The sequence below is a fragment of the Fluviicola sp. genome (genome assembly GCF_030151805.1).
Classification (GTDB): domain Bacteria; phylum Bacteroidota; class Bacteroidia; order Flavobacteriales_D; family Crocinitomicaceae; genus Fluviicola.
This window is the reverse complement of the sequence record NZ_JASLCN010000048.1, coordinates 1-21,179: the sequence shown is the minus strand read 5'-3', so window position 1 is coordinate 21,179 and position 21,179 is coordinate 1. Positions and strand designations below refer to the sequence as shown.

17 protein-coding genes and 1 riboswitch are annotated in these 21,179 nt (G+C 42.5%); of the genes, 7 read left to right on the top strand and 10 right to left on the bottom strand.

Annotated elements, in window-relative coordinates:
- The 6 genes from Q1V93_RS01950 to Q1V93_RS01925 all read right to left on the bottom strand — a co-directional run.
- Positions 1 to 3,254 (bottom strand): CusA/CzcA family heavy metal efflux RND transporter (locus tag Q1V93_RS01950; RefSeq protein WP_300660719.1); only part of this gene is annotated, 3,254 nt, incomplete at its 3' end.
- A gap of 91 nt (positions 3,255 to 3,345) precedes the next feature.
- Complete coding sequence (locus Q1V93_RS01945) at positions 3,346 to 3,738, bottom strand: hypothetical protein (RefSeq protein ID WP_300660717.1); 393 nt, start codon at positions 3,736 to 3,738, stop codon at positions 3,346 to 3,348.
- A 203-nt stretch (positions 3,739 to 3,941) separates the two neighbouring features.
- Positions 3,942 to 4,355 carry an arsenate reductase ArsC gene (locus tag Q1V93_RS01940; RefSeq protein WP_300660715.1) on the bottom strand — a complete coding sequence of 138 codons (414 nt, stop codon included), beginning with the start codon at positions 4,353 to 4,355 and terminating at the stop codon, positions 3,942 to 3,944.
- A 138-nt stretch (positions 4,356 to 4,493) separates the two neighbouring features.
- Positions 4,494 to 4,967, bottom strand: a complete 474-nt coding sequence (locus Q1V93_RS01935; RefSeq protein WP_300660713.1) for a DUF6428 family protein — start codon at positions 4,965 to 4,967, stop codon at positions 4,494 to 4,496.
- A gap of 15 nt (positions 4,968 to 4,982) precedes the next feature.
- Positions 4,983 to 5,315 carry a metalloregulator ArsR/SmtB family transcription factor gene (locus tag Q1V93_RS01930; protein WP_300660711.1) on the bottom strand — a complete coding sequence of 111 codons (333 nt, stop codon included), beginning with the start codon at positions 5,313 to 5,315 and terminating at the stop codon, positions 4,983 to 4,985.
- A gap of 148 nt (positions 5,316 to 5,463) precedes the next feature.
- Positions 5,464 to 5,751 carry a hypothetical protein gene (locus tag Q1V93_RS01925; protein WP_300660709.1) on the bottom strand — a complete coding sequence of 96 codons (288 nt, stop codon included), beginning with the start codon at positions 5,749 to 5,751 and terminating at the stop codon, positions 5,464 to 5,466.
- Between the two features lie 143 nt (positions 5,752 to 5,894).
- On the opposite strand from Q1V93_RS01925, the gene Q1V93_RS01920 reads away from it, so the two are divergent.
- The gene (locus Q1V93_RS01920; RefSeq protein ID WP_300660707.1) at positions 5,895 to 6,605 is read left to right on the top strand and encodes a hypothetical protein; all 711 of its coding nucleotides are present in this window, start codon (positions 5,895 to 5,897) and stop codon (positions 6,603 to 6,605) included.
- 97 nt (positions 6,606 to 6,702) lie between these two features.
- Here the strand turns inward: Q1V93_RS01920 and metE are convergent, their stop codons facing one another.
- The 3 genes from metE to Q1V93_RS01905 all read right to left on the bottom strand — a co-directional run bounded on the left by metE (position 6,703) and on the right by Q1V93_RS01905 (position 10,342).
- Entirely contained in the window at positions 6,703 to 9,024 is a 2,322-nt protein-coding gene (gene metE, locus Q1V93_RS01915) for a 5-methyltetrahydropteroyltriglutamate--homocysteine S-methyltransferase (protein WP_300660706.1), read from the bottom strand.
- Between the two features lie 169 nt (positions 9,025 to 9,193).
- Positions 9,194 to 9,385, bottom strand: a riboswitch (cobalamin riboswitch).
- A 222-nt stretch (positions 9,386 to 9,607) separates the two neighbouring features.
- Complete coding sequence (locus Q1V93_RS01910) at positions 9,608 to 10,099, bottom strand: DUF1266 domain-containing protein (protein WP_300660722.1); 492 nt, start codon at positions 10,097 to 10,099, stop codon at positions 9,608 to 9,610.
- A 39-nt stretch (positions 10,100 to 10,138) separates the two neighbouring features.
- Complete coding sequence (locus Q1V93_RS01905) at positions 10,139 to 10,342, bottom strand: hypothetical protein (RefSeq protein ID WP_300660705.1); 204 nt, start codon at positions 10,340 to 10,342, stop codon at positions 10,139 to 10,141.
- 381 nt (positions 10,343 to 10,723) lie between these two features.
- On the opposite strand from Q1V93_RS01905, the gene Q1V93_RS01900 reads away from it, so the two are divergent.
- A complete protein-coding gene (locus tag Q1V93_RS01900) occupies positions 10,724 to 11,404 on the top strand; it encodes a response regulator transcription factor (protein WP_300660704.1) in 681 nt (226 codons plus the stop codon).
- Positions 11,401 to 12,768, top strand: coding sequence for an ATP-binding protein (locus Q1V93_RS01895; RefSeq protein ID WP_300660702.1), 1,368 nt, complete (start codon positions 11,401 to 11,403; stop codon positions 12,766 to 12,768). The genes Q1V93_RS01900 and Q1V93_RS01895 overlap by 4 nt, the downstream gene beginning before the upstream one ends.
- 4 nt (positions 12,769 to 12,772) lie before the next feature.
- Here Q1V93_RS01895 and Q1V93_RS01890 read toward each other — a convergent pair whose 3' ends face one another.
- Complete coding sequence (locus Q1V93_RS01890) at positions 12,773 to 15,013, bottom strand: phospholipase D-like domain-containing protein (protein WP_300660700.1); 2,241 nt, start codon at positions 15,011 to 15,013, stop codon at positions 12,773 to 12,775.
- A gap of 212 nt (positions 15,014 to 15,225) precedes the next feature.
- Between Q1V93_RS01890 and Q1V93_RS01885 the strand changes: the two genes are divergently transcribed.
- Genes Q1V93_RS01885 through Q1V93_RS01870 form a run of 4 tightly spaced genes read left to right on the top strand, consistent with a single transcriptional unit; the run spans position 15,226 to position 20,992 of the window.
- Positions 15,226 to 16,479, top strand: a complete 1,254-nt coding sequence (locus Q1V93_RS01885) for a TolC family protein (protein ID WP_300660698.1) — start codon at positions 15,226 to 15,228, stop codon at positions 16,477 to 16,479.
- 4 nt (positions 16,480 to 16,483) lie between these two features.
- Complete coding sequence (locus Q1V93_RS01880) at positions 16,484 to 17,491, top strand: efflux RND transporter periplasmic adaptor subunit (protein WP_300660696.1); 1,008 nt, start codon at positions 16,484 to 16,486, stop codon at positions 17,489 to 17,491.
- 36 nt (positions 17,492 to 17,527) lie between these two features.
- Positions 17,528 to 17,830 (top strand): DUF190 domain-containing protein, encoded by a 303-nt coding sequence (locus Q1V93_RS01875; protein ID WP_300660693.1) that lies wholly within the window; start codon positions 17,528 to 17,530, stop codon positions 17,828 to 17,830.
- Positions 17,831 to 20,992, top strand: coding sequence for a CusA/CzcA family heavy metal efflux RND transporter (locus Q1V93_RS01870; protein WP_300660692.1), 3,162 nt, complete (start codon positions 17,831 to 17,833; stop codon positions 20,990 to 20,992).
- Positions 20,993 to 21,179: the final 187 nt, after the last annotated feature.

The window sequence follows — 21,179 nt, the reverse complement described above, 5'->3', positions numbered from 1 at the left end:
AGGTTTAATGTTCCGGCATGAATCAACTGGTTGTTTTTCATTCCCAGGTCAAGCGCATCCTTTAATTTTAATGCCGGTTCCTGCGAAAATGCATTTCCTAAACCGAATGCAACAAACAACGGAAGTAAAACAGCGGTTTTTCCACTCAATTTGAGTTTTCCCCGCTCAAAAAAGATGTACAGAACGGGCAATACCACCAAAGTCAGGAAGGTTGCCGTAATCAATCCACCGATTACAACCGTTGCCAATGGTTTTTGCACTTCTGCTCCGGCACTGGTACTCAATGCCATCGGAAGAAATCCGAGTGAGGCAACAGAAGCCGTTAAAAGTACCGGTCTCAAACGCACTTTTGTTCCTTCGCGTACGCGTTCCATGACATCCGTCATTCCGTCCGTTTTCAGTTGGTTGAAATAACTGATCAACACGATTCCGTTGAGTACCGCCACTCCGAAAAGTGCAATAAAACCTACTCCGGCCGAAATACTGAATGGCATATCGCGCAGCCAAAGCGCAAAAACTCCTCCGATAGCAGAAAAAGGAATCGCTGTAAAAATCAGAAGCGATTGTTTGACCGAACGGAATGTGAAATACAGCAAGACAAAGATCAGCGCCAACGCAATCGGCACTGCAACTGACAAACGTGCTGATGCCTGAACCAGGTTTTCAAACTGACCACCGTAGGTTACAAAATATCCCGCAGGAAGCTTCAGATTTCCATCCAGTTTTTTCTGAATTTCAGTCACGACACTTTCCACGTCGCGACCTCTGACATTAAATCCTACCACAATGCGGCGTTTTCCGTTTTCGCGGCTTATCTGCATCGGTCCCGGTTCGTAATCAATATCGGCAACCTGTTCCAGCGGAATCTGACTTCCAGAAGGAAGCGTGATATACAATGTTTTCAGATTTGAAATGTCTTTGCGGCTGTCTTCCGCCAAACGAAGTACAATATCGAAACGTTTTTCTCCTTCGTAGACCACTCCGGTTTTTTCTCCCGCAAACCCGGTGCGAATGACTTTGTTCAAATCACCGACATTCAATCCGTAAAGTGCCAGTTTGTCTTTGTTGTAGCGAACTGTAATTTGCGGCAAACCGGCAACGCGTTCCGCTTTTGCATCCGCAACGCCTTTCACAGAACGAATCAGGTTCAAAACTTCATCTCCCTTGCTCACGAGCATATCCAGGTCTTCACCGTAAATTTTCACGGCCACATCGCTTCTGACTCCCGTCATTAATTCATTGAAGCGCATCTGAATCGGTTGGGAAAACTCGGTTGTTACACCCGGAATTTCATCCAATACCGCTTCCATTTTTTTCATCAATGCTTCTTTGGAATCGGCAGAAGTCCATTCCTCCTTATCTTTTAACAGAATGATCATGTCTCCGGCTTCCATCGGCATCGGATCCGTTGGAATTTCCGCAGAACCGATTTTCGTTACAATCATTTTGATTTCAGGAAAGCGCTTTTTCAACAGTTTTTCTGCTTTGGTGGTGGTTTCCACTTCCTGGGAAAGTGAACTTCCCGAAGCAATGATTATGTGTGTGGCAATATCGCCTTCATCCAGGGTTGGAATGAATTCGCCGCCCAGCCTGCCAAAAACCATCAATGCAATGAACAAAAGAACAACTGCAATCCCAACTACCAGGGCTTTCATTTTCAAAGCTCCGTCCAGGATTGGCCGGTAGATTCGCTCTGCTCCTGCCATGATTTTATCGCTGAAATTTTTCGTGTGTCCTGTTTGCCGTTTCAAAACCAACGCAGACATCATCGGAACATAGGTCAATGACAAGACGAAAGCTCCCAAAATGGCAAAGGAAACCGTTTGTGCCATTGGTCCGAACATTTTTCCTTCGATACCAACCAAAGCCAGAATGGGCAAATACACGATCAAAATGATGATTTCACCGAAGGCCGCACTGCTTCTGATTTTGGAGGAAGCCTTGTACACTTCCAGATCCATTTGCTCTCTCGACAAAACGGCTTGGCTCCGCGATTGCAAGCTGTGAATAATCGCTTCCACAATAATCACAGCTCCGTCTACAATCAAACCGAAGTCAATTGCTCCGAGACTCATCAGGTTTCCACTTACCCCAAAAAGATGCATCATCGTAACGGCGAAAAGCAAGGCTAATGGAATCACAGAAGCAACCACCAAACCTGCACGCCAGTTTCCCAGTAACAACACCAGGATGAAAATAACGATCAAAGCTCCTTCGATCAGGTTTTTCTCCACCGTACTGATTGCTTTGTCGATGAGTTTGGTTCTGTCGCTGAAAGCTTCAATGGCAACACCTTCCGGCAGTGATTTTTCAATCTGCGACATTTTTTCTTTCACGCGGCTCACTACTTCCTCGCTGTTTTCTCCTTTGAGCATCATGGCAACTCCGCTCACTTCTTCCCCTTTTCCATCTTTGGTTACAGCTCCAAAACGCGTACTCGCCCCAATGCGAACCGTAGCCACATCGCGGATCAGAATCGGAACACCGTTTTGTGTTTTCACTACGATTTTTCCAATATCTTCCATATCAGTCACCATCCCGATTCCACGTATGAAATAAGCATAGGGTTTTTTGTCGATGTACGCACCGCCGGTATTTTCGTTGTTTTTCTCCAAAGCATCGAAAATTTCCAGGATTGTGGTGTTCATACTCTTCAGTTTATCCGGATTGATTGCCACTTCGTATTGCTTCAGATATCCGCCAAGCGTATTTACTTCGGCAACGCCGGGTGTTCCAAGCAATTGCGGACGAATGATCCAATCCTGAATCGAACGGAGTTCGGTTGCGTTGTATTTCGATTCATATCCTTTTTTCGGGTAAACGACATACTGGTAAATTTCTCCCAAACCGGTACTTATCGGTGCCATTTCGGGTGTTCCAAGTCCGGCAGGAATATTATTCTCCGCCTCCTTCAAACGTTCCGTGATTTGAGCCCGTGCCCAGTAAATATCCACGTGTTCTTCAAAAACAACAGTCACCACACTTAATCCGAAACGGCTCGTTGAGCGCAATTCCACAATTTTCGGAATCGACTTCACGGAAAGTTCAATCGGATAGGTAATAAACTGTTCCACTTCCTGTGTTGCCAGGGTTGGCGAAGTGGTGATAATCTGCACCTGATTGTTGGTTATATCAGGCAATGCATCAATGGGGAGTTTGTACATGGAATAACTTCCTACTCCGATCAATGCGATGGTGAACAAGCCGATTATGAACTTGTTCTTGATACTAAATTGAATGATTTTATCTAACATGATCACTAACTAATCATTAAACAATTGCCGGCAAACGAGTTGCACGACGATACAGGACAGATTTTGCCCCGGAATAATTATTCAAAAACGATTAGTTCAATTTTGGCGGCTGCCAGATTGCCGAATGAAATTCTGAAAAGATAAAACGGTACGGAGGTAAGGGTGTTTTCTCCTCGAAATGCCCGTTATCCTGCACCAATGGTTCAAAGGCGATCTTTTTTTCGATCACGAATGTGAACGATACAAGCGCATGGTCGTGAGTGGTCGGGCAATCGTCCTGTTCATGATGCTGCTTGCTTTTATGATGTCCTTCACTCAAATGCTCTCCAACGAAATCCAGAAAACTCAGGGAATGATGTTCTTCGTTGTGATGATTGTAATGGGAAATGAATTTGGGAACAAACGAAAAGGCATGAGCCGTTTCTCCCGGGAAGATAATCACCAGGATCAGAAACACTGCAAACACTTTTCTGAGTTTATTCATTGCTTGTAAATGTAGTGATAAATTGCTTTTGGTTCAGGGATTTATGAACTAATTAAGAATTGTAATTCTTGGTGTGTCAATTTGAGTGTCCCGACATTTTCAGTCGGGATGTATCGAGAATGACACGTGAATTTAAATTTCCAGTCGTTCTCGATACACCTCCATTACATTCCGGTACTCGAACTGACTGAAAAGAGAAGCACTCAAAACTGTTGATCCGTAAATTCTTTACAATACGCTTTTACTAAGTCGCGGGTATGGCGGAATGCTGCTTTGATTTCATCATCGGTTCCTGTTGCTTTTGCAGGATCGGGAAAATTGTGATGGAATTTCCGGGCTGTTGTCGGAAAATACGGACATTGTTCTTTGGCGTTATCGCAAACCGTGATAACAAAATCAAAGGGAATGTTCGCATATTCATCCACATGATTGGAAGTATGATCTGAAAGATCGATTCCATCTTCCTTCATGATGGCTATTGCCAGTGGATTTACTCCGTGAACTTCCACTCCGGCGCTGTATACTTTTGCATGATTTCCGGCAAAATGTCGCAAATATCCTTCTGCGATCTGACTCCGACAGCTATTTCCGGTACATAAGACTAATATGTTTTTCATTGTTTCCTGTTTAAACGCATAACCACACGATGTTTATGATACAAAATTTCGGGTCGAAGCCGAAAAAGATTTGTAAAACCACCAATGAGGATGTAATGATGATGGGCTTTTTGTATTTACGCACGATTCCTTTCATGCTTAACAGCAATTGCCGCCGGGTTCACAGCTATTTCCTTCACCGGGTGATAATTGAGTCAATTGAATTGTTGTTTTTCCAGGCTGAATTCCGCATGCATCGGAAGCCAGACAAGCCGTGGTTTTGGGAATCAGCACGAAATGTGATCCGTTGAAATCCAAATCGTATTTTCCGATGGTTCCGCTTTGGTATTCTACTTCTATTTCGTGGTCTTCGATTCCCAATTTCTCTTCCGAAAGCCGAATAATATTCAGCAATTTTCCCGGTTTCAAACGATGCTCGTAATCATCTGCATTCCATAACTGGAAATTTACGACTGTTTCCTTTCGGATCGTTCCGCCACAATCAATAAAATGTTTGAGAACGCTTCCTACTTCCGTTACGTGGAAATGTTCCGGAACAAATGATCCGTCGGGAGTTTGAAATGCCACATTATCCAATGTGGGAAGAATGGTTTTAATTTCTGAAAGTTTCATCTGATTGAATTTTGTTTAACAACATTGATTGTCTTTGTTTTCTATTTGAATGGAAATTCCTGCAAAGTAGGATTGGATTCGGGCAACAGCCATTTTATCTACGCAATAACAAATCGCAGTTCCTTCTACACTTCCCTTGATGAATCCGGCATTCTTTAATTCTTTTAAATGCTGGGAAGTGGTTGGTTGCGCCAACGACAATTCATTGACGATATCACCGCAAATACAGGTATCTACTTTGATCAGGTATTCCAGAATGGCAATTCTTGCCGGATGCGCAATCGCTTTCAACAAAGACGCAATTTCGTTTTGTTCCGGTGTAAAAAGGTCTGATTTCGTTGCTCCCATTGTTTTATTTATATATTGCAATATTACGATAAATAAAATTACAATAGCAAAAACAAGCGATTTTTTTTATCCAGCAGCACTTATAGCTATCGGTATGAGCTCAGTGGAACAAGATTGCAGAAATGCGTGGCACGTTTTTATTCAGCTATCACTTTTCCGGCGTGGCGCGTTTGATTTCGATAAGGCCAACCACCATTAAGGCCGCAGCAGCAATCACACCAAATGCAATTGAAACACCAACAGCTTTCAGCATGTTTATTTCGGTAGAGATTTCAGCAACATAGTAACTTAAAAAGCCGAACAGGAATGCGATTTCTCCCATCACACATTCTATTTTTTGCAGCCTGGTTTTCGATACGAAAAACAATGCGAGCATGATTACAAACGGAACAATCAATGCCAGTATTGCTCCCCAGTCTAATCCTATTCTTTCCATTTTATTTTGATTCGTGCAGACGAATATAATGATCTAATCTTAAAAAGATTATACAAATTGAAACTCAAAATACTTACCGTTTTACTTTATGGCGGGACTTTCAATAAAAATGCCTATTCTTGCCCCGTAAAACACGAAATCTCATGAATAAGCCAGCTATCACTGCTCTGATTACAATCCAGGAAACCAACAATTCCAACTTACCGAATGCTCATTTGAAAGATTTTGGTGGGAAACCTTTGTTTCAATGGATGATTGAAAAATTACTTGCTGTGAAAGCCATCAATCGCATTGTAATTACCACTGATTCGGATAAAGTGCGGAAAATGTATGGAGATACTCATACTATTTCCATCATCGATTTTCCAAATCCGGAGACCTTTTCGGGTGACACAACAGAACGCATCCTGGAAGAAATGCCTACTTCCGACAGGTTAACCGCTCATTCACTCGAAAAAACAGGAGGCGAGCATTTTATGCAGACGCAATGTATTAATCCGCTGCTTTCGATTCAAACGATTAAAGATGCCATTGAGCGTTATTATACGTATGTTCTGAATGACGAATACCAGCAATTTGATTCGGTGATGAGTCTCTATCGTGTCGAAAAACGCTTGTATGACAGCAGTAATTACCCTACTATTACTCTGAGAAATGATCCGCATTTTGTGATTTTTGAAGACACGGTGTTCAACATCTTTAACCGCGCGGCATTTATCAGAAACGGAAAGAAAAAGTTCGGGAAAAACCCGATGTTTTTTGAAGTTCCGGAAATTGAGAGTCTGGCAGTTGAAAGTCCGACAAGTTATACATTGGCAAAACTGGCTTATGACAATAAACACTTGTTTTCTTAAGTCTGAAATCTTCTTTATACATTTCTCGACTGAAATTTCATAAAACCAGGAAATCAGGTATGCCGGCTAATCCGGCACACCTGATTATTTTGAGTAACTAAACGGCCAGCTCTTTTACGTTTTGACGCAAAGTATTTGCTGCACCGACCATTTCTATCAAGGCATTTTTGGTTTCTTCCCAATGACGCGTTTTTAATCCGCAATCCGGGTTCACCCAAAGCTGGTCGGCAGGAATGACTTCTTTTGCTTTTTCCAGCAAGGTGATCATTTCATTGCGGGACGGAACGCGCGGAGAATGAATGTCATAAACTCCCGGCCCAATTTCATTCGGATAGTTGAAGTCTGCAAAGGCATCCAGCAATTCCATCTGTGAACGCGAGCATTCAATCGTAATGACATCTGCATCCATATCCGCAATATTCTGAATGATGTCGTTGAATTCAGAATAGCACATGTGTGTATGAATCTGTGTTTCATCTTTTACTCCGCTGGCCGAAAGCCTGAATGCTTTTACCGCCCACCGCAGGTAAGCCTGCCAATCTGATTTTCTTAAAGGTAATCCCTCACGAATAGCCGGTTCGTCTATTTGAATGATTTTGATTCCGGCATTTTCCAGGTCTTTGACCTCATCCCGTATTGCAAGGGAAATTTGGTTACAAGTGATGGAACGATCCTGATCGTCGCGGACGAACGACCATTGCAAAATGGTCACCGGACCTGTTAACATGCCTTTGACATGTTTCTTCGTCAGGGATTGTGCAAATGAAGACCAGCGAACGGTCATCGGAGCCGGACGACTGACATCACCAAAAATAACCGGGGGTTTCACACAACGGCTTCCGTAACTTTGAACCCATCCGTTTTTGGTAAAGGTGAATCCATCGAGCTGTTCTCCGAAGTATTCAACCATGTCGTTTCGCTCAAATTCTCCATGAACGAGTACGTCCATTCCAATTTGCTCCTGGAAGCGAATGGTTTCTGCTGTTTCTTTTTCGATTAATTGATCGTATTCCAATTGCGTTAATTCTCCTTTTTTGAACTTCGCGCGCCAGCTTCTCACCTCTTGTGTTTGCGGGAATGAACCGATGGTTGTGGTTGGGAATAACGGCAATTGAAGTGCTGCTTTCTGCTTTTGTTTCCGGATTGCAAATATATTCTGGCGTTTGACGTCAGTTACCGTCAAAGAACTGATTCGCCGCTTGACTTTTTCATTGTGAATCAATGTGGAGGTTTTCCTGGCTGCAATGGCTTTTTTGTTGTTTTCAAATGCTTCGATCACGCCTGAATCCGGACTTCCTTCCGCCAATTGTTTCAAAACAACCAATTCATTGATTTTTTGTTTCGCAAAAGCCATCCATTGTTTGATTTCCACGGTTAAACCTGCTTCGTTCGTTTCCAGGTCCAAATCACACGGAGTATGAATCAACGAACAGGAAGGTGCTATAAAAACGCGGTCCGGGCCAATTTGATCAACCACAGAATGGATCTTACTCAAAGAGTTTTCAAAATTATTTTTCCAGATGTTTCTTCCATCTATTATTCCTAACGAAAGCTGCATTTTGGAAGGCAATGCTTTCACGACATTTTCCAACTGCTCCGGGCAGCGAACCAAATCCACATGAATGGCTGAAACCGGAAGAGATAATGCCAGTTCAAGGTTATCTTTCAATCCTTCAAAATAAGTTGCAATCATGATTTGCAGAGCCGGAAATTCCTTTTTCAAGGCTGTGTAAACCCATTCGAAGGCTTCTTTTGCTTTCGGACTCAAATCCAGGGCTAAAAACGGTTCATCAAACTGAATCCATTCTACCTGGTGTTTTTTTAATTCGTTCAGAATATCACTATAAACGGGCAGCAGGTTTTTCACCAAATCAATCCGGTCGAAATCAGTTTCTTTTTCTTTTCCTAAAAGAAGGTAAGAAACCGGACCAATGATAACAGGCTTTGTCAAAATACCTGCCTGTAATGCTTCCACAAATTCATTGACAATTTTCGTGGAAAACAGTTTGAATTGCTGGTCTTTGTAAAATTCGGGTACGATATAATGGTAATTCGTATCGAACCATTTTGTCATTTCCATCGCGGTAATGTCAATTCCGTCTTTCTGATAACCGCGCGCCATTGCAAAATACAGATCCAATTCGGTGTTTGCTTCGTTTAAAATGACTTTGTTGTAACGCGGCGGAATGGCTCCAACCGTTAAAGACATGTCCAGAACCTGGTCGTAGAACGAAAAGTCATTGGACGGGATCAGGTTGATTACTGCATCTTGCTGCAGTTTCCAATTGTGTAAGCGGATTTTTCTTCCGGCCTGAATCAACTCCTGAGTTGACAAATGACCTGACCAATACTGCTCGCAGGCTTTTTTGAGCTCTCTGTTACTACCAATGCGCGGGTAGCCAAGATTGTTTGTTTGCATGTTGTGCTTTTAAATGATGAATAAATCAGTTAAAGCTTTTGCTAACTTCCAATACTGCCTGATAAAATGATAGAACGAATATATGCGGGAACGACAACGCAATAACAACCGGTATCAGATTGCATTGGATTCAACCACATCATACTGACTTGTACTTCTTATCGCGAAAGTATTGTCATTCGGAACAGGCAGGTCTCCTGACTTGTAACAGTTTTATCGTCCTTCCCATCCGATTGCTCAGACAGTGGATACTCGTGGATAAAACCTTTGTGTGTTACTTACAGTTGCGCGACAGTTCGTGATTTTCACACGATTCCCTATTAATTCACAGCTAAGTAAAACCTTTTCCGTTTGATGAAATATAGTAAAGAACTTTTCGGTGCTAATTTATTCAAATTCCTTGCGATAGCCAAATTTCTGTGATTAATCGGATTTTACAGGCTTTGCCAACAGGGAACATATTTTCTTGAAAAACTCCGGGATCAGTTCTATTCAAAAAAAATCCCGTCCGATATTTTCGGAAGGGATTTCTAACTAAATAAAGTTTATTATCTGTTCACAAATGAATTCCGGACAGTGATTTTTATTTTCTGAACGGGTATTTTTCGTAGATATCCACATCCTCAATTTTTCTCAACGCAGGACCTTTACTTGTGAGTATTTGTTTACTCTCTACGATTATTTCGTCTAAATCAAATCCCTGGATTGTTCTTCCCAATAAAAATGAAATGGTATAATCGGTCCAGTTTTCACCTTTCGCTGTTGCCACTTCAGAAGCTTTTTTCATCACTTCCCAGGTTTCATTTTCAGTTAAATAACCGACCCAATAACACCATTTTGCTAATGATACGGCTCTACAAATATCCCAGGCATACGCAGATTTTACCTGAGCAACGGTTTCCAGGTCTAATCCTAAACCTTTCGAAATCTCTTTTTGAATGCTGTTCAATTCTTTTGATGCTTCCTGCAAAAGGGGTTCAAACTCCGTGCTTCTTTCCAATGCCAATAAATTATTCAAGGTTTCTTTGGCACTTTCTTCGTTTGTGACTTCCCATTGCTGGTTTAATCCACCGATGTATTGGTTTAAACCTCCTTCTGGTTTGATTCCGAGTATTTATTCTCCCCGGTAATAAAATAAAATTCCTCCAAAAGAAAGCAGTCTTTTTTGTTCCTCTGTCAATGGAGCATTTGAATGGTTGTTATTAACGTTTTCTGCTTGTTTGGCATTTCGTTTTTTCATCATTGTTTTCAGGAAAACCAGGTAGGCGATAAAAAGAATGGCGATTCCACCAATGATCAAGTAAGTGTTCGTGGTCATAACTATTTATATATTAATTATTTGGTTATTATCTGACGGTTTTAACTTTTAAAATCAGTCCTAATAGTTGCCGTCAATACTCGCCAAATATAGCAAAACACTACCATGAGAAACTTGTCAGAACGGGTATTCGCGCCACAACTCGAACAGGAATTAGTTGTGTTTTGGCTTAATCAGCTTTAGATCAGAAGGTGAAGATTATCGCTTTCTGTTGAAATCTTTTTTCATTTCTCAATATCGGGACTTTTATCACTTCTATTCCCGTGCAAAACCTATTTTTAAGATGAACTTCTAAACAGCAATGATCTTTTCGGAGAGAACAAGGTCAATCAATGGCCAACTTCGTTTATTATTGTAGTAATTTTGTGATTCTAAAGCACCATGGAAATACTCATCATAGAAGACGACGAACGAATTGCAACTCTCGTAAAACGAGGCTTGGAAGAAAACGGGTATAGCGTTACGCTGACCTATGATGGCGCTATGGGACAAAAACTGGCTTTGGAAAATGATTACACGCTGGTTATCACTGATATCATCCTTCCTAAGATCAGTGGAATTGATGTCTGCAAAACGATCCGGGCGGCGAAACCGGAATTACCGATCATTATGCTCACTGCGCTTGGAACAACCGACGATAAAATTGAAGGTTTTGATGCCGGAGCAGATGATTATGTCGTTAAGCCTTTCGACTTTCGCGAACTCCATGTGCGTATTCGTGCATTGATGAAACGAAACAACCTGGCTACACGCACACAAGGTTTTTCCTTAAAATATGCGGACCTGGAATTGAATAATCAGACCAAAACCGTAAAGCGCGGTGAAACGGAAATCAATTTAACTCCCAAGGAGTTTAAACTTCTGGAGTACATGATGCAACACAGCGAACGCGTATTATCCCGTATGGAAATAGCTGAAAAAGTCTGGGATACACATTTCGACACGGGAACCAATTTCATTGATGTATACATCAACTATCTGCGCCGGAAAATAGACAAGGAATTTGATTGCAAACTTATCCATACCAAATCAGGAATGGGTTTTATTCTTAAGAAGGAATGAAAATCCAGCATAAACTCAGCCTGCTGTTTACCGTACTTACAGCAACAATCTTGTCTGTTTTTGCGGGATTGATCTACTATTCCGCAGATGGAATCCGTGAAATTGAGTTTTACAAAAGACTTCAAAGAGAAGCCATCACTAAAGCAAACCTCTTCTTCACAGCAAAAGTGGAAAGCCGGACCTTACAAACGATTTACAAGAATAACCGCGAAACACTCAACGAGGTGGAAGTAGCTGTTTATGACACGGATTTCAACCTGCTTTATCACGATGCAGCTGACATTGATGTCGTAAAGGAAACAAAGCAGATGGTTCGCGATGTTCAAAAGAAGAAAATTCTTCAATTTTACCAGAACGACTGGCAGGTTGTTGCCCTATTGCTTCCCTTCAATGGAAAACAGTATATCATTACGGCAACTGCTTACGATCAATATGGTTTTCAGAAATTAAAACACATGAGGCAGACAATCTGGACCGTATTTGTGTTTTCTGTGCTGATTATTTACCTGACCGGCCGGTTCTTTTCCAAGAGGGTGCTTTCACCTGTAGCTGAAATTGTTTCCAAAGTGAAAAACATCACGGCATCGAACCTGGATCTGCGCCTGCCCCATTCCGGAGGAAAAGATGAGTTATCCGCACTTTCGAATACCTTCAATGAAATGCTCGACAGATTGGAGCATTCGTTCGAATCCCAAAAACAATTTGTTTCCAACATTTCGCATGAGCTCAGAACTCCTTTGTCTGCCATTATAGCTGAATTGGAAATTTCTGCAAACAGGGAACGCAGTATTACGGAATACAAAGAAGTCATCCTAAATGCGTTGAATGACGCACAGAAGCTGGCAAAGCTGTCCACAAGCCTCCTGGATTTTGCGAAGGCCAATTACGATCCTTCTGAAATCGCCTTTAAGGAAATCCGGCTGGACGAAATCTTGCTGGATGCCATGCACGACATTCAGAAACAAAACAGTCATTATCACATTGACATCCGTTTTCAATCCGGATTGGAAAATGAACAGGATATTTCTGTTTACGGAAATGAATACCTGCTGAAAGTGGCTTTTAAAAACCTGCTCGAAAACGGATGCAAATTTTCAAAAACCCATCGTTGCTCGGTGACCATTGAAGCACAAAAAGACACCGTTGTTTTGCAATTTGCCGATGAAGGAATCGGGATTTCGGAAGAAGATCTTCCTTATATCTTTGAGCCGTTTTACAGAGGAGCCAACAAAACATTTGCTGATGGAAACGGAATCGGGTTATCACTGACAAAAAAAATACTCCAACTTCACCATGGTGAAATCGAAGTATCTTCCGTCGTAAATAAAGGAACAAGCTATCATATTCTGTTCCCCCACATGTAAAATTTTACTCTATCACAATCCGGGAAGTTGAAGTTCTTCCGTTCATCGTATAATTCAACAGGTAAACTCCCGGTTTGAGCGCCGGTGTTGCAATGTTCAATGTGTTTTCTCCCTGTTCCGTTGGTGTTTCAACCAGGTAAACCTGTTTTCCGGTCATATCCGTCAGGCGCAATTCGGCAACACTTCCATCACCTGTTACGTAAAGCACGAAGGAACCTTTATTCGGGTTCGGATACACCAATATTTTTTCTTCTCCGGTCAGTTCTTTCAAACCTAACAGGCAATTACCACCGTTTCGTTCACACCATCTGCCCATAAATTCCTGGTAATACTGATTTGCAATTGAAGCATCGTGAACGATTACCGTATTCTCATCGTTCTTTTGATCGGCTCCGTTACTCCAGTTGTGCGAACCGGTAAGAACCGTCGGATCGGAAGCAGGATTGGATTCATCAACAACCAGGTATTTGTGGTGAAAAATCCAATTGTGTCCGTTCACAGCAAGATTCGACCCCATCGACGGAGAAAGAATTCCATACGGCGAAGAAGACGTATTGGCATCATCAACCATTCCTTTTGCATCGAGTGATTGCTGCTGAATCTGATCCCGAATGGCATATGCCAGGTCTGTTCGCGTGATCACCATGACTCCAAAATGCAAGTCATCGTCAGCCGATGCAATGGTATTCAGGATTTGTGTATTCACCTGGTCAGACGGACTGAAATACGATTCAACCCGCTTTCCGCCAATCACATATTCGTGAGGCGTATTGTCCGTTTTAAACTGACCGAATTTCGACAAAGCCATATTCGCAGGAGCCGTCTGACTTGTATCGCCCCACATTTCGTCGAATTCCATTTTATAACCACGTGCTAAACTTTGGTCCTGGAAAATGATGACATTGTTCGCATCGTCTACCAACTGTCCGGAAGTGAAATTGGTAGATCCGGTCCAAACAACCGGAAGATTCGCGTTCGCCGCATTGGCATCCATGATCACAAACTTGTTGTGCATAATGGTATAATCGCTTCCTTGCGGAGAAGTCAAAACCGGTATCTGGTTATTGAGATTGTTCAGGGCGAAATTTGCCGTACTTCCATCGTTGATGATCCGTACTTTCACGCCACGGGTGTAAGCATTATTCACTGCCGTTACAATCTTACCTCCGTAAGTGGAATAATCCCAGTTGTAAATACAAATATCAAGCGAAAACTGTGTGCGGTCAATATACGCCGCCAAGGTATCCGCCACCAGATGATTCAGGTAAACAGCATTGGTACCCGTCGAATAACTGGTATTTGTATACCGGTTAAAATAAGCCTTAATAACTCCGGAGGAAAGCGACTGAGTGGCAAATGTACGTTCCAGGGTAACGGCGCTGTCTGCCCCATTCCAGGAATAAGCACGTACATAATAAATGGTTGCCGGAGACAATGAAGTCAATGCAACTGTATGATTTGCCGTATTTCCGGCAGGAAGCGTTCCCAATTCCAATGAAGGAGTTAACCCGTATTTGATGTAGGAATTTGTTCCTCCGATATTGGTAGACCAGTTAATACTGAATCCCGTTGTGTTAATGGATGAAGTACTGATCGGTTGTGTCAGGTAAATAGACGACGTGCTCTCGATATCATTGATGGTTCTCAATAATAACTGATAACCGGAAGTACAGCCCGTAGCAGGTGAAGTACAATATTGTGAAAGAATTCCTGTCAGGTTAACCTCTCCGCTGGGAATTACTTCTCCGATTAACGGACTTCCATTGAGGATCCGCACCTGGAACGTTTGTCCGCCGATTGTGACATTGTAATTCGTGTTTCCTGCAAATGTGCTTCCGCCGTTCGCAAAAGTGCAAGCCTCCAAACGCAGCAATTCACTCTCGTGTAAATCGCTGATCGTAGAAACATCTGTGATCACTTGCGCATCCGGAAGGGAAACAGAAGCAATGACGCTGATCGAAGTCACAGGAGTTACTTCCACCAAATTGTTGTAATTCGTCATTGTTCCGGTGACCAATACGGAATCTCCTTCAAGGACCGTCGTTAAATTGGTTCCATAAATGGCAATTCCGCCGGTCGCATCCTGGATATAACGGATATTCGGTAATTCCGCTCCATTCAGTGAAACTCCCCTGAATGTGACCGTACTTCCTACAGAAGCGTTTCTGGTGGTCGCAATGTCCTGTCCAGAAGCCGTAATAACTGCTAAAAAGCAACTTACGACAAATATTAATTGTTTTTTCATCATTATTCTAGTATATTAGAACACTATTCATTGTTATTAATCATTATTTCACTATTGTAAAATCCGGCACGAAGTTCATCAATTGTTGTTACGTGATTATTACCGGATAATTTTCTAATGGTTTTCTAATGATTTTATATAAAGTCTCTAATAGCCCTGCTCCTTTTTAAGCCGGACTTTTGCAGATGTTGAATACCAAACAACGGAACGTTATGCAAAACCGGTTATTAATATCAATCATTCTGTTGTTATCGATACCTTCAATTTGGTCGCAGACGGGTCCCTACAGTTTACAGAAAGCTTTACAAACTGCCAGAAACAGCAGTCCTGTATTAAAACCGCAGCAATACAACGTTGCCATTGCGGAAGCGGACGTTGTTACTGCTTCTCTGAGACCCAACCTGGTTCTGAACAACCAAACAATCAATATGGCACAGCCTTCGCATTTTCCTGCAAATACCCATTGGTACAGCGGGCAAAACCGGCAGGTTTGGTGGCAGCTTACAAAAGTCTTTCAATTACCGGCTCAAAGGAAATACAAGATCGAGGTTGCTGAGCAAAATGTATTGCTTGAACAGAAAATCATCAAGGAAGCTGAGCGAAACTTGTTCCAGGATGTAGCCACTCAATGGCTGGACGTATGGACAAGCCGCAAGCAGCTGGATCTCCTGACGGAAGCAAAGAACAACACCGATAGTTTAGTGGTCGTAAACCAACTCAGATATAAAAACCAGGTCATTACGGAAACGGAATTAATCCGCACGACCCTTTTAGCCGATCAGTACGCACTTCAATTGAAATCGGCGGAACAAACCTATCAAAATGCATTGGTGAAACTGCAATTCCTGATGGGTACTACTGAAACAATCAGTATTGATACCAGTGATCGTTTCCTGTATCAACTGCCCACAAGTTTAGATTCCTTGCTGAAACAAGCCCTGACCTCCCGAAGTGATGTTCAGGCATTGAAATCGGTAGTTACCGTATCAGACGCCAACATTCATTTACAAAAAGCATTTGCGTGGCCGCAACCCGAACTGGGAGTAATTTACAACCCGCAAAATACCATCCCTTACGTTGGAATTTACGGAACGATCGAGCTTCCTGTTTTCTCACGGAATCAAGGAGAAATCAAAAAAGCAGTTGTGCTCAAACAACAAGCCGAGCAACAGCTACAAACTACCCAGGTCCAGGTGCAAACGGAATTAATGACAGCATACCAGCTCTATCAGACCCAACAGACCAACCTGACAAAGTTTGATAAGCTGCTGGCTCAATCTGAAAAGATTCTGACGAGTGTGAAGTATTCTTATTTACGGGGCGGAACCACCATTGTAGACTTTCTGGAAGCACAACGAAGCTGGCTGGAAACACAACAACAATATTATGAAACCATGCAGGTATATAAACAAAGTTATATCCGCTTACTTTATGTTTCAGGATACATCAATCAATTAGCACAATAAAAAAATGAAACGAATTTATCTATACAGTACGATCATAACTGCTTTGTTTTTCTCTTGTGCCCGGAAAGAACAACCTGTCGATGTTGTCGACGACGCTACTCCAACGGTAGAAAATAACGGAGTAAACATCGTGTTTCCTTCACAGAAAAGTTGTTCTTTCTTTGAAACCGAAACTTGCGGAAGCAGTCTTCTGGATGCCGAGATTACAGCTCCGGCAAACGTTTCCGCCATTGTTCTCAGATCTGAGGAAGGTGCTTCCCAGCCGATTATTCTGTTTGCAAATCCGGAACTGGCAGGAAATTATACGCAGTTGCTGCAGCATCAGATCAATATCATCCAGATTCAGGAAGTATCTATCAAACAACGAAAAACCGAGCTGGATCGAATCAAAGATTTGCAACAACACGGAGCAGCAACCGGAAGAGATTTACTGGAAGCACAAACAGCACTCGCTATTGAGAAAACCAATCTGGCAAATGAACGGGCTGCAATCATTGAACACGAAACAAAGTTGAAAGCAGGTGGTTTTCATCCTGAAAAACTAAAAAGATCTGTTCCCGGAACGGCTTACATCGTATGCGACATTCCCGAAAATCAAATCGGAAAGGTGAAAGAAGGAAGCTCTTGTTCTGTTACATTCACCGCGTATCCGAATGAACCTTTCTCCGGAAAAATAGAAGATGTGGCTGACATGGTCGACAATGCTACCCGCATGGTCAAACTCCGTGTAAGCGTCAATAATGCAAACAATAAACTCAAAGCCGGAATGTTCGCAACCATTTCCTTCGGAATCAGTGAAGGAGATGTTCTGAGTGTATCGAAAAGTGCCGTTATTACGATTCAGGGACAAAACTATGTCTTTGTGCGCACCGGTAATACATTCGAACGTCGGAATGTAGTTATCGGGGATGAAATCGGAGATCGCATCATTATTTTCAGCGGTCTGAGAAAAAATGAAAAGGTAGCTGTCAAAGGAGTAATGCAATTAAAAGGGTTGAGCTTCGGGTATTAGCAAAAAGAGAAAAGTCTTCATCAAAAACACCATCGGATGTTACAAGCTCAGATATACATAGATCAGGATAATTTGCATGGTTCACAGCCGCAATATGAATTCATCCTCGCATTTTTGATTCGTCAGAATATCCAGGGAGCTACTGTCTTTCGTGGGAGATTGGGATACGGAAAACACCAGTATCTGAATCGTCCGAATGACCTGTTCAGTTTTGACGAAACACCGATCATGATTACATTCACCGATGAGGAGAATAAGGTACGGGCAGCATTAACGGCGCTCAGAAAAGAATTAAAAAATGGCTTCATTGTTACATACAAGGTCGAAAATTGGGATTAGATGATTAAAAACTTACTTCTTTTTAGCCTTCGTAACCGTTGGGCGGTTATTGCTATCAGCTTTGTATTGATGTCCATTGGTTATTGGTGCTTCACCCAGTTAAAGATCGAAGCGTATCCTGATATTGCTGATACCAACGTCATTGTGGTAGCTCAATACCAGGGCCGCGCTGCTGAAGAAGTCGAGCAGCAAGTGACTGTTCCGATCGAACGCGCTTTACAGAATACTCCCAATGTACTTGACAGAAGAAGCCGGACGATTTTCGGTTTATCGGTTGTTCAGCTGACATTCAAGGACGGAACCAACGATTATTTTGCCCGTCAGCAAGTCATTGAACGTTTGTCTGCTGCAGAACTTCCCGATGGCGTTTCGCCGGAACTTGCTCCCTTGAGTACGGCTGTCGGTGAAATCTACCGCTATTCCGTAGAAGCTCCGGCAAATTATAGTCAATCTGAACTGAGAGATTTGCAGGATTGGGTCATTAAACCCGCACTACTTCAAGTTGCAGGAGTTGCAGACGTGGTTACCTTCGGTGGTCCGCTGAAACAATTTCACATCATTACTTCGCCCGAAAAATTGCGGAAATACAACCTGACGTTGCAGGAAGTGATGAATTCTGTGGATGCGAATAATCAAAACACCGGTGGTAATATTATTGCAAGAGGCGGACAAGGGTTTGCAGTACGTGGTTTGGGAGCTGTCAAAACAGAAGAAGATATCCGGAATATTGTGGTGAAATCAGAGAATGGTGTTCCCGTTTTCGTGAAAGATGTTGCCACTGTCGAAATTACGCCACCACCTCCGAGCGGTGTGTTGGGATATCGTGTTCCAAAAGATAAAATCGACGTGAATAGCGGTGTGGAAGGAATTATCCTGCTCCGCCGGTATGAAAACCCAAGTGAGGTGTTGTTAACCCTCAAAGAAAAAATGGCCGATTTACAGGACAGTGAATTACCGGAAGGCATTCATTTGCGCCCGTTATACGATCGCAGCTTTTTGATTGATCATTCTTTGGAAACCGTTGCTCATACCTTGTTTGAAGGTATTTCGATTGTGATCATCCTGCTTATTTTCTTCCTGGGAAGTATCCGGAGTGCATTGGTTGTGGCTTTAACTATTCCCTTTTCCCTGTTCTTTGCTTTTATCCTGATGAAAATGACCGGCATTCCTGCCAATTTATTGTCTTTAGGTGCAATTGATTTCGGAATTATTGTGGATGGAGCCTGTGTGATGGCAGAACACCTTATCCGGAAATACAGAACTGCATCAATAGAAGAAAAAAAGCAGGGAATCGTCAAGATTACGATGCTGGCTGCACAGGAAGTGGGCCGGGAAATTTTCTTTTCCGTAACCATCATTATTCTTGCCTACATGCCGATTTTGCTCATGACTCGTGTAGAAGGAAAACTCTTCTCTCCAATGGCTCTGACGCTTGCTTTTGCCGTGATAGGTTCGATGGTTGCCGCTTTAACTTTTATCCCGATTCTGATTTCATTTGTCTATCGCAAAGCGGTCACCAACGCGGATAAACCGCTGAAAGAACATAAGAATTTTATTCTCGATAATCTTTCCAAAGCCTATTCCAAAGTACTGAATGCGCTTTTGGTCCGCTACAAAAAAACGGTTATTATCGGTTTTTCAATTGTGTTGGTTTGTGTCTTGTTCGGGTTGAAACTCGGAACAGAATTTTTACCTCCGCTGGATGAAGGTTCTATCTTCTTACGCGGTAATTTCCCCGCAGGAATAACGATCCAGGAAAACGCCAAATACGCTCCGAAAATCCGTAAAATCATTGCCAAATACCCACAAATTGCCTTTGTAATTACTCAAACCGGGCGAAATGATGACGGAACGGATCCTTTTCCGGCAAACAGAAACGAGATTTTGATCGGTTTGAACGATTACGACACCTGGAGCCATACGATTACCAAAAAAGAACTCGTTGAAAAGATCAAAACCGATTTGAAACAGCAACTGCCCGCCGTTCAATTTTCTTCCGGTCAGCCGATCATCGACCAGGTCATGGAAATTGTAACCGGAAGTGCGGCCGATCTCGCAATTTCCATCGTTGGGAACGACCTTGGAATGATGCGCCAGAAAGCAGACAGCATTGCGGAAATTGTGAAACAAACCCGTGGAGCCGATAATGTGAATATTGAACAGGAAGGACCGCAGGAACAATTGGCAATTGATATCAATCGTCCGGCGGCTGCCCGCTTCGGAATCAACATTGCTGATATCCAGAACATGATTGAAGCTGCTATCGGAGGAAAATCTATTTCGACCTTGTATGACGGAACAAAACGCTACGATATTGTGATCCGTTTTTTACCGGAATACCGTAATTCCATTGATGCGATCAAAAATCTCCAGGTGCCGGCAGCTAACGGATCTCTGATCCCGATGAGTCAACTTGCAGACATTCATTTTGTGGAAGGACAAACGAATATTTACCGCTACGGAAGTAAGCGGATGATAACCGTTCGTACCAATATTCACGGTCGCGACCAGGGAGGTTTTGTAAAAGAATTGCAACGGAAAATCGACGCAAAAATCCATGTTCCGAAGGGATATGAAGTCATTTACGGAGGGCAGTATGAAAACCTGGAACGTGCCGGAAAACAATTGGCATTTACCATTCCACTGACTATTATCCTGGTATTCCTGTTCCTTTTCATGTTGTTCAAGAATTTTGCGCACACCATGGTCACAATGAGTTGTATCCTGTTTGCTCTTGGTGGTGGAATCCTGGCACTATTGATCAGAGGTTATTACTTCAATGTTTCTGCCGGAGTTGGATTCGTGAGTATTTTCGGAATTTCGGTCATGGCGGGTGTATTACTCGTTTCAGCAATTAACCGCACGTTATTAATTGACAGGGAATTAAAGGAAAACGTACTGGATGCTTCCAAGGAACAATTACGCGCCTTGTTATCTATTTTGATCGTTGCGATTATCGGTTTGGTTCCCGCGGCTATTTCATCCGGAATTGGTTCTGATGTGCAAAGACCGCTGGCAACTGTCATCATCGGAGGTTTGACCAGTACCTTGATTTTCGCACCGATTCTCATTCCGCCACTTTATTTGTGGCTGGAAAAGAAACGGACAAAAGTTGTTTTGGAAGCACCTTCTGAAGATACTCCGCCTGAAGCTGAGGATTAAAAGTTGTTTCTTTCCGGGAGAATTACTTATTGAAATACTTTTTCACAAATGCATTTTTTTCGTTTTCCGTCATTTTATCTGCCGGTTCCACAGTTATTTTTACATGCTGAAAACGAGTCTCTCTGATCAGGTAATGATGCAGTTCGACCTTTGCATTGGTCGGACAGAATAAAAGCACCTGATCATA

Coding starts and splice junctions, on each gene's coding strand:
- Q1V93_RS01945 (WP_300660717.1), bottom strand. CDS start 3,738: ATGAATAAACTCAGAAAAGTGTTTGCAGTGTTTCTGATCCTGGTGATT.
- Q1V93_RS01940 (WP_300660715.1), bottom strand. CDS start 4,355: ATGAAAAACATATTAGTCTTATGTACCGGAAATAGCTGTCGGAGTCAG.
- Q1V93_RS01935 (WP_300660713.1), bottom strand. CDS start 4,967: ATGAAACTTTCAGAAATTAAAACCATTCTTCCCACATTGGATAATGTG.
- Q1V93_RS01930 (WP_300660711.1), bottom strand. CDS start 5,315: ATGGGAGCAACGAAATCAGACCTTTTTACACCGGAACAAAACGAAATT.
- Q1V93_RS01925 (WP_300660709.1), bottom strand. CDS start 5,751: ATGGAAAGAATAGGATTAGACTGGGGAGCAATACTGGCATTGATTGTT.
- Q1V93_RS01920 (WP_300660707.1), top strand. CDS start 5,895: ATGAATAAGCCAGCTATCACTGCTCTGATTACAATCCAGGAAACCAAC.
- metE (WP_300660706.1), bottom strand. CDS start 9,024: ATGCAAACAAACAATCTTGGCTACCCGCGCATTGGTAGTAACAGAGAG.
- Q1V93_RS01905 (WP_300660705.1), bottom strand. CDS start 10,342: ATGACCACGAACACTTACTTGATCATTGGTGGAATCGCCATTCTTTTT.
- Q1V93_RS01900 (WP_300660704.1), top strand. CDS start 10,724: ATGGAAATACTCATCATAGAAGACGACGAACGAATTGCAACTCTCGTA.
- Q1V93_RS01895 (WP_300660702.1), top strand. CDS start 11,401: ATGAAAATCCAGCATAAACTCAGCCTGCTGTTTACCGTACTTACAGCA.
- Q1V93_RS01890 (WP_300660700.1), bottom strand. CDS start 15,013: ATGAAAAAACAATTAATATTTGTCGTAAGTTGCTTTTTAGCAGTTATT.
- Q1V93_RS01885 (WP_300660698.1), top strand. CDS start 15,226: ATGCAAAACCGGTTATTAATATCAATCATTCTGTTGTTATCGATACCT.
- Q1V93_RS01880 (WP_300660696.1), top strand. CDS start 16,484: ATGAAACGAATTTATCTATACAGTACGATCATAACTGCTTTGTTTTTC.
- Q1V93_RS01875 (WP_300660693.1), top strand. CDS start 17,528: ATGTTACAAGCTCAGATATACATAGATCAGGATAATTTGCATGGTTCA.
- Q1V93_RS01870 (WP_300660692.1), top strand. CDS start 17,831: ATGATTAAAAACTTACTTCTTTTTAGCCTTCGTAACCGTTGGGCGGTT.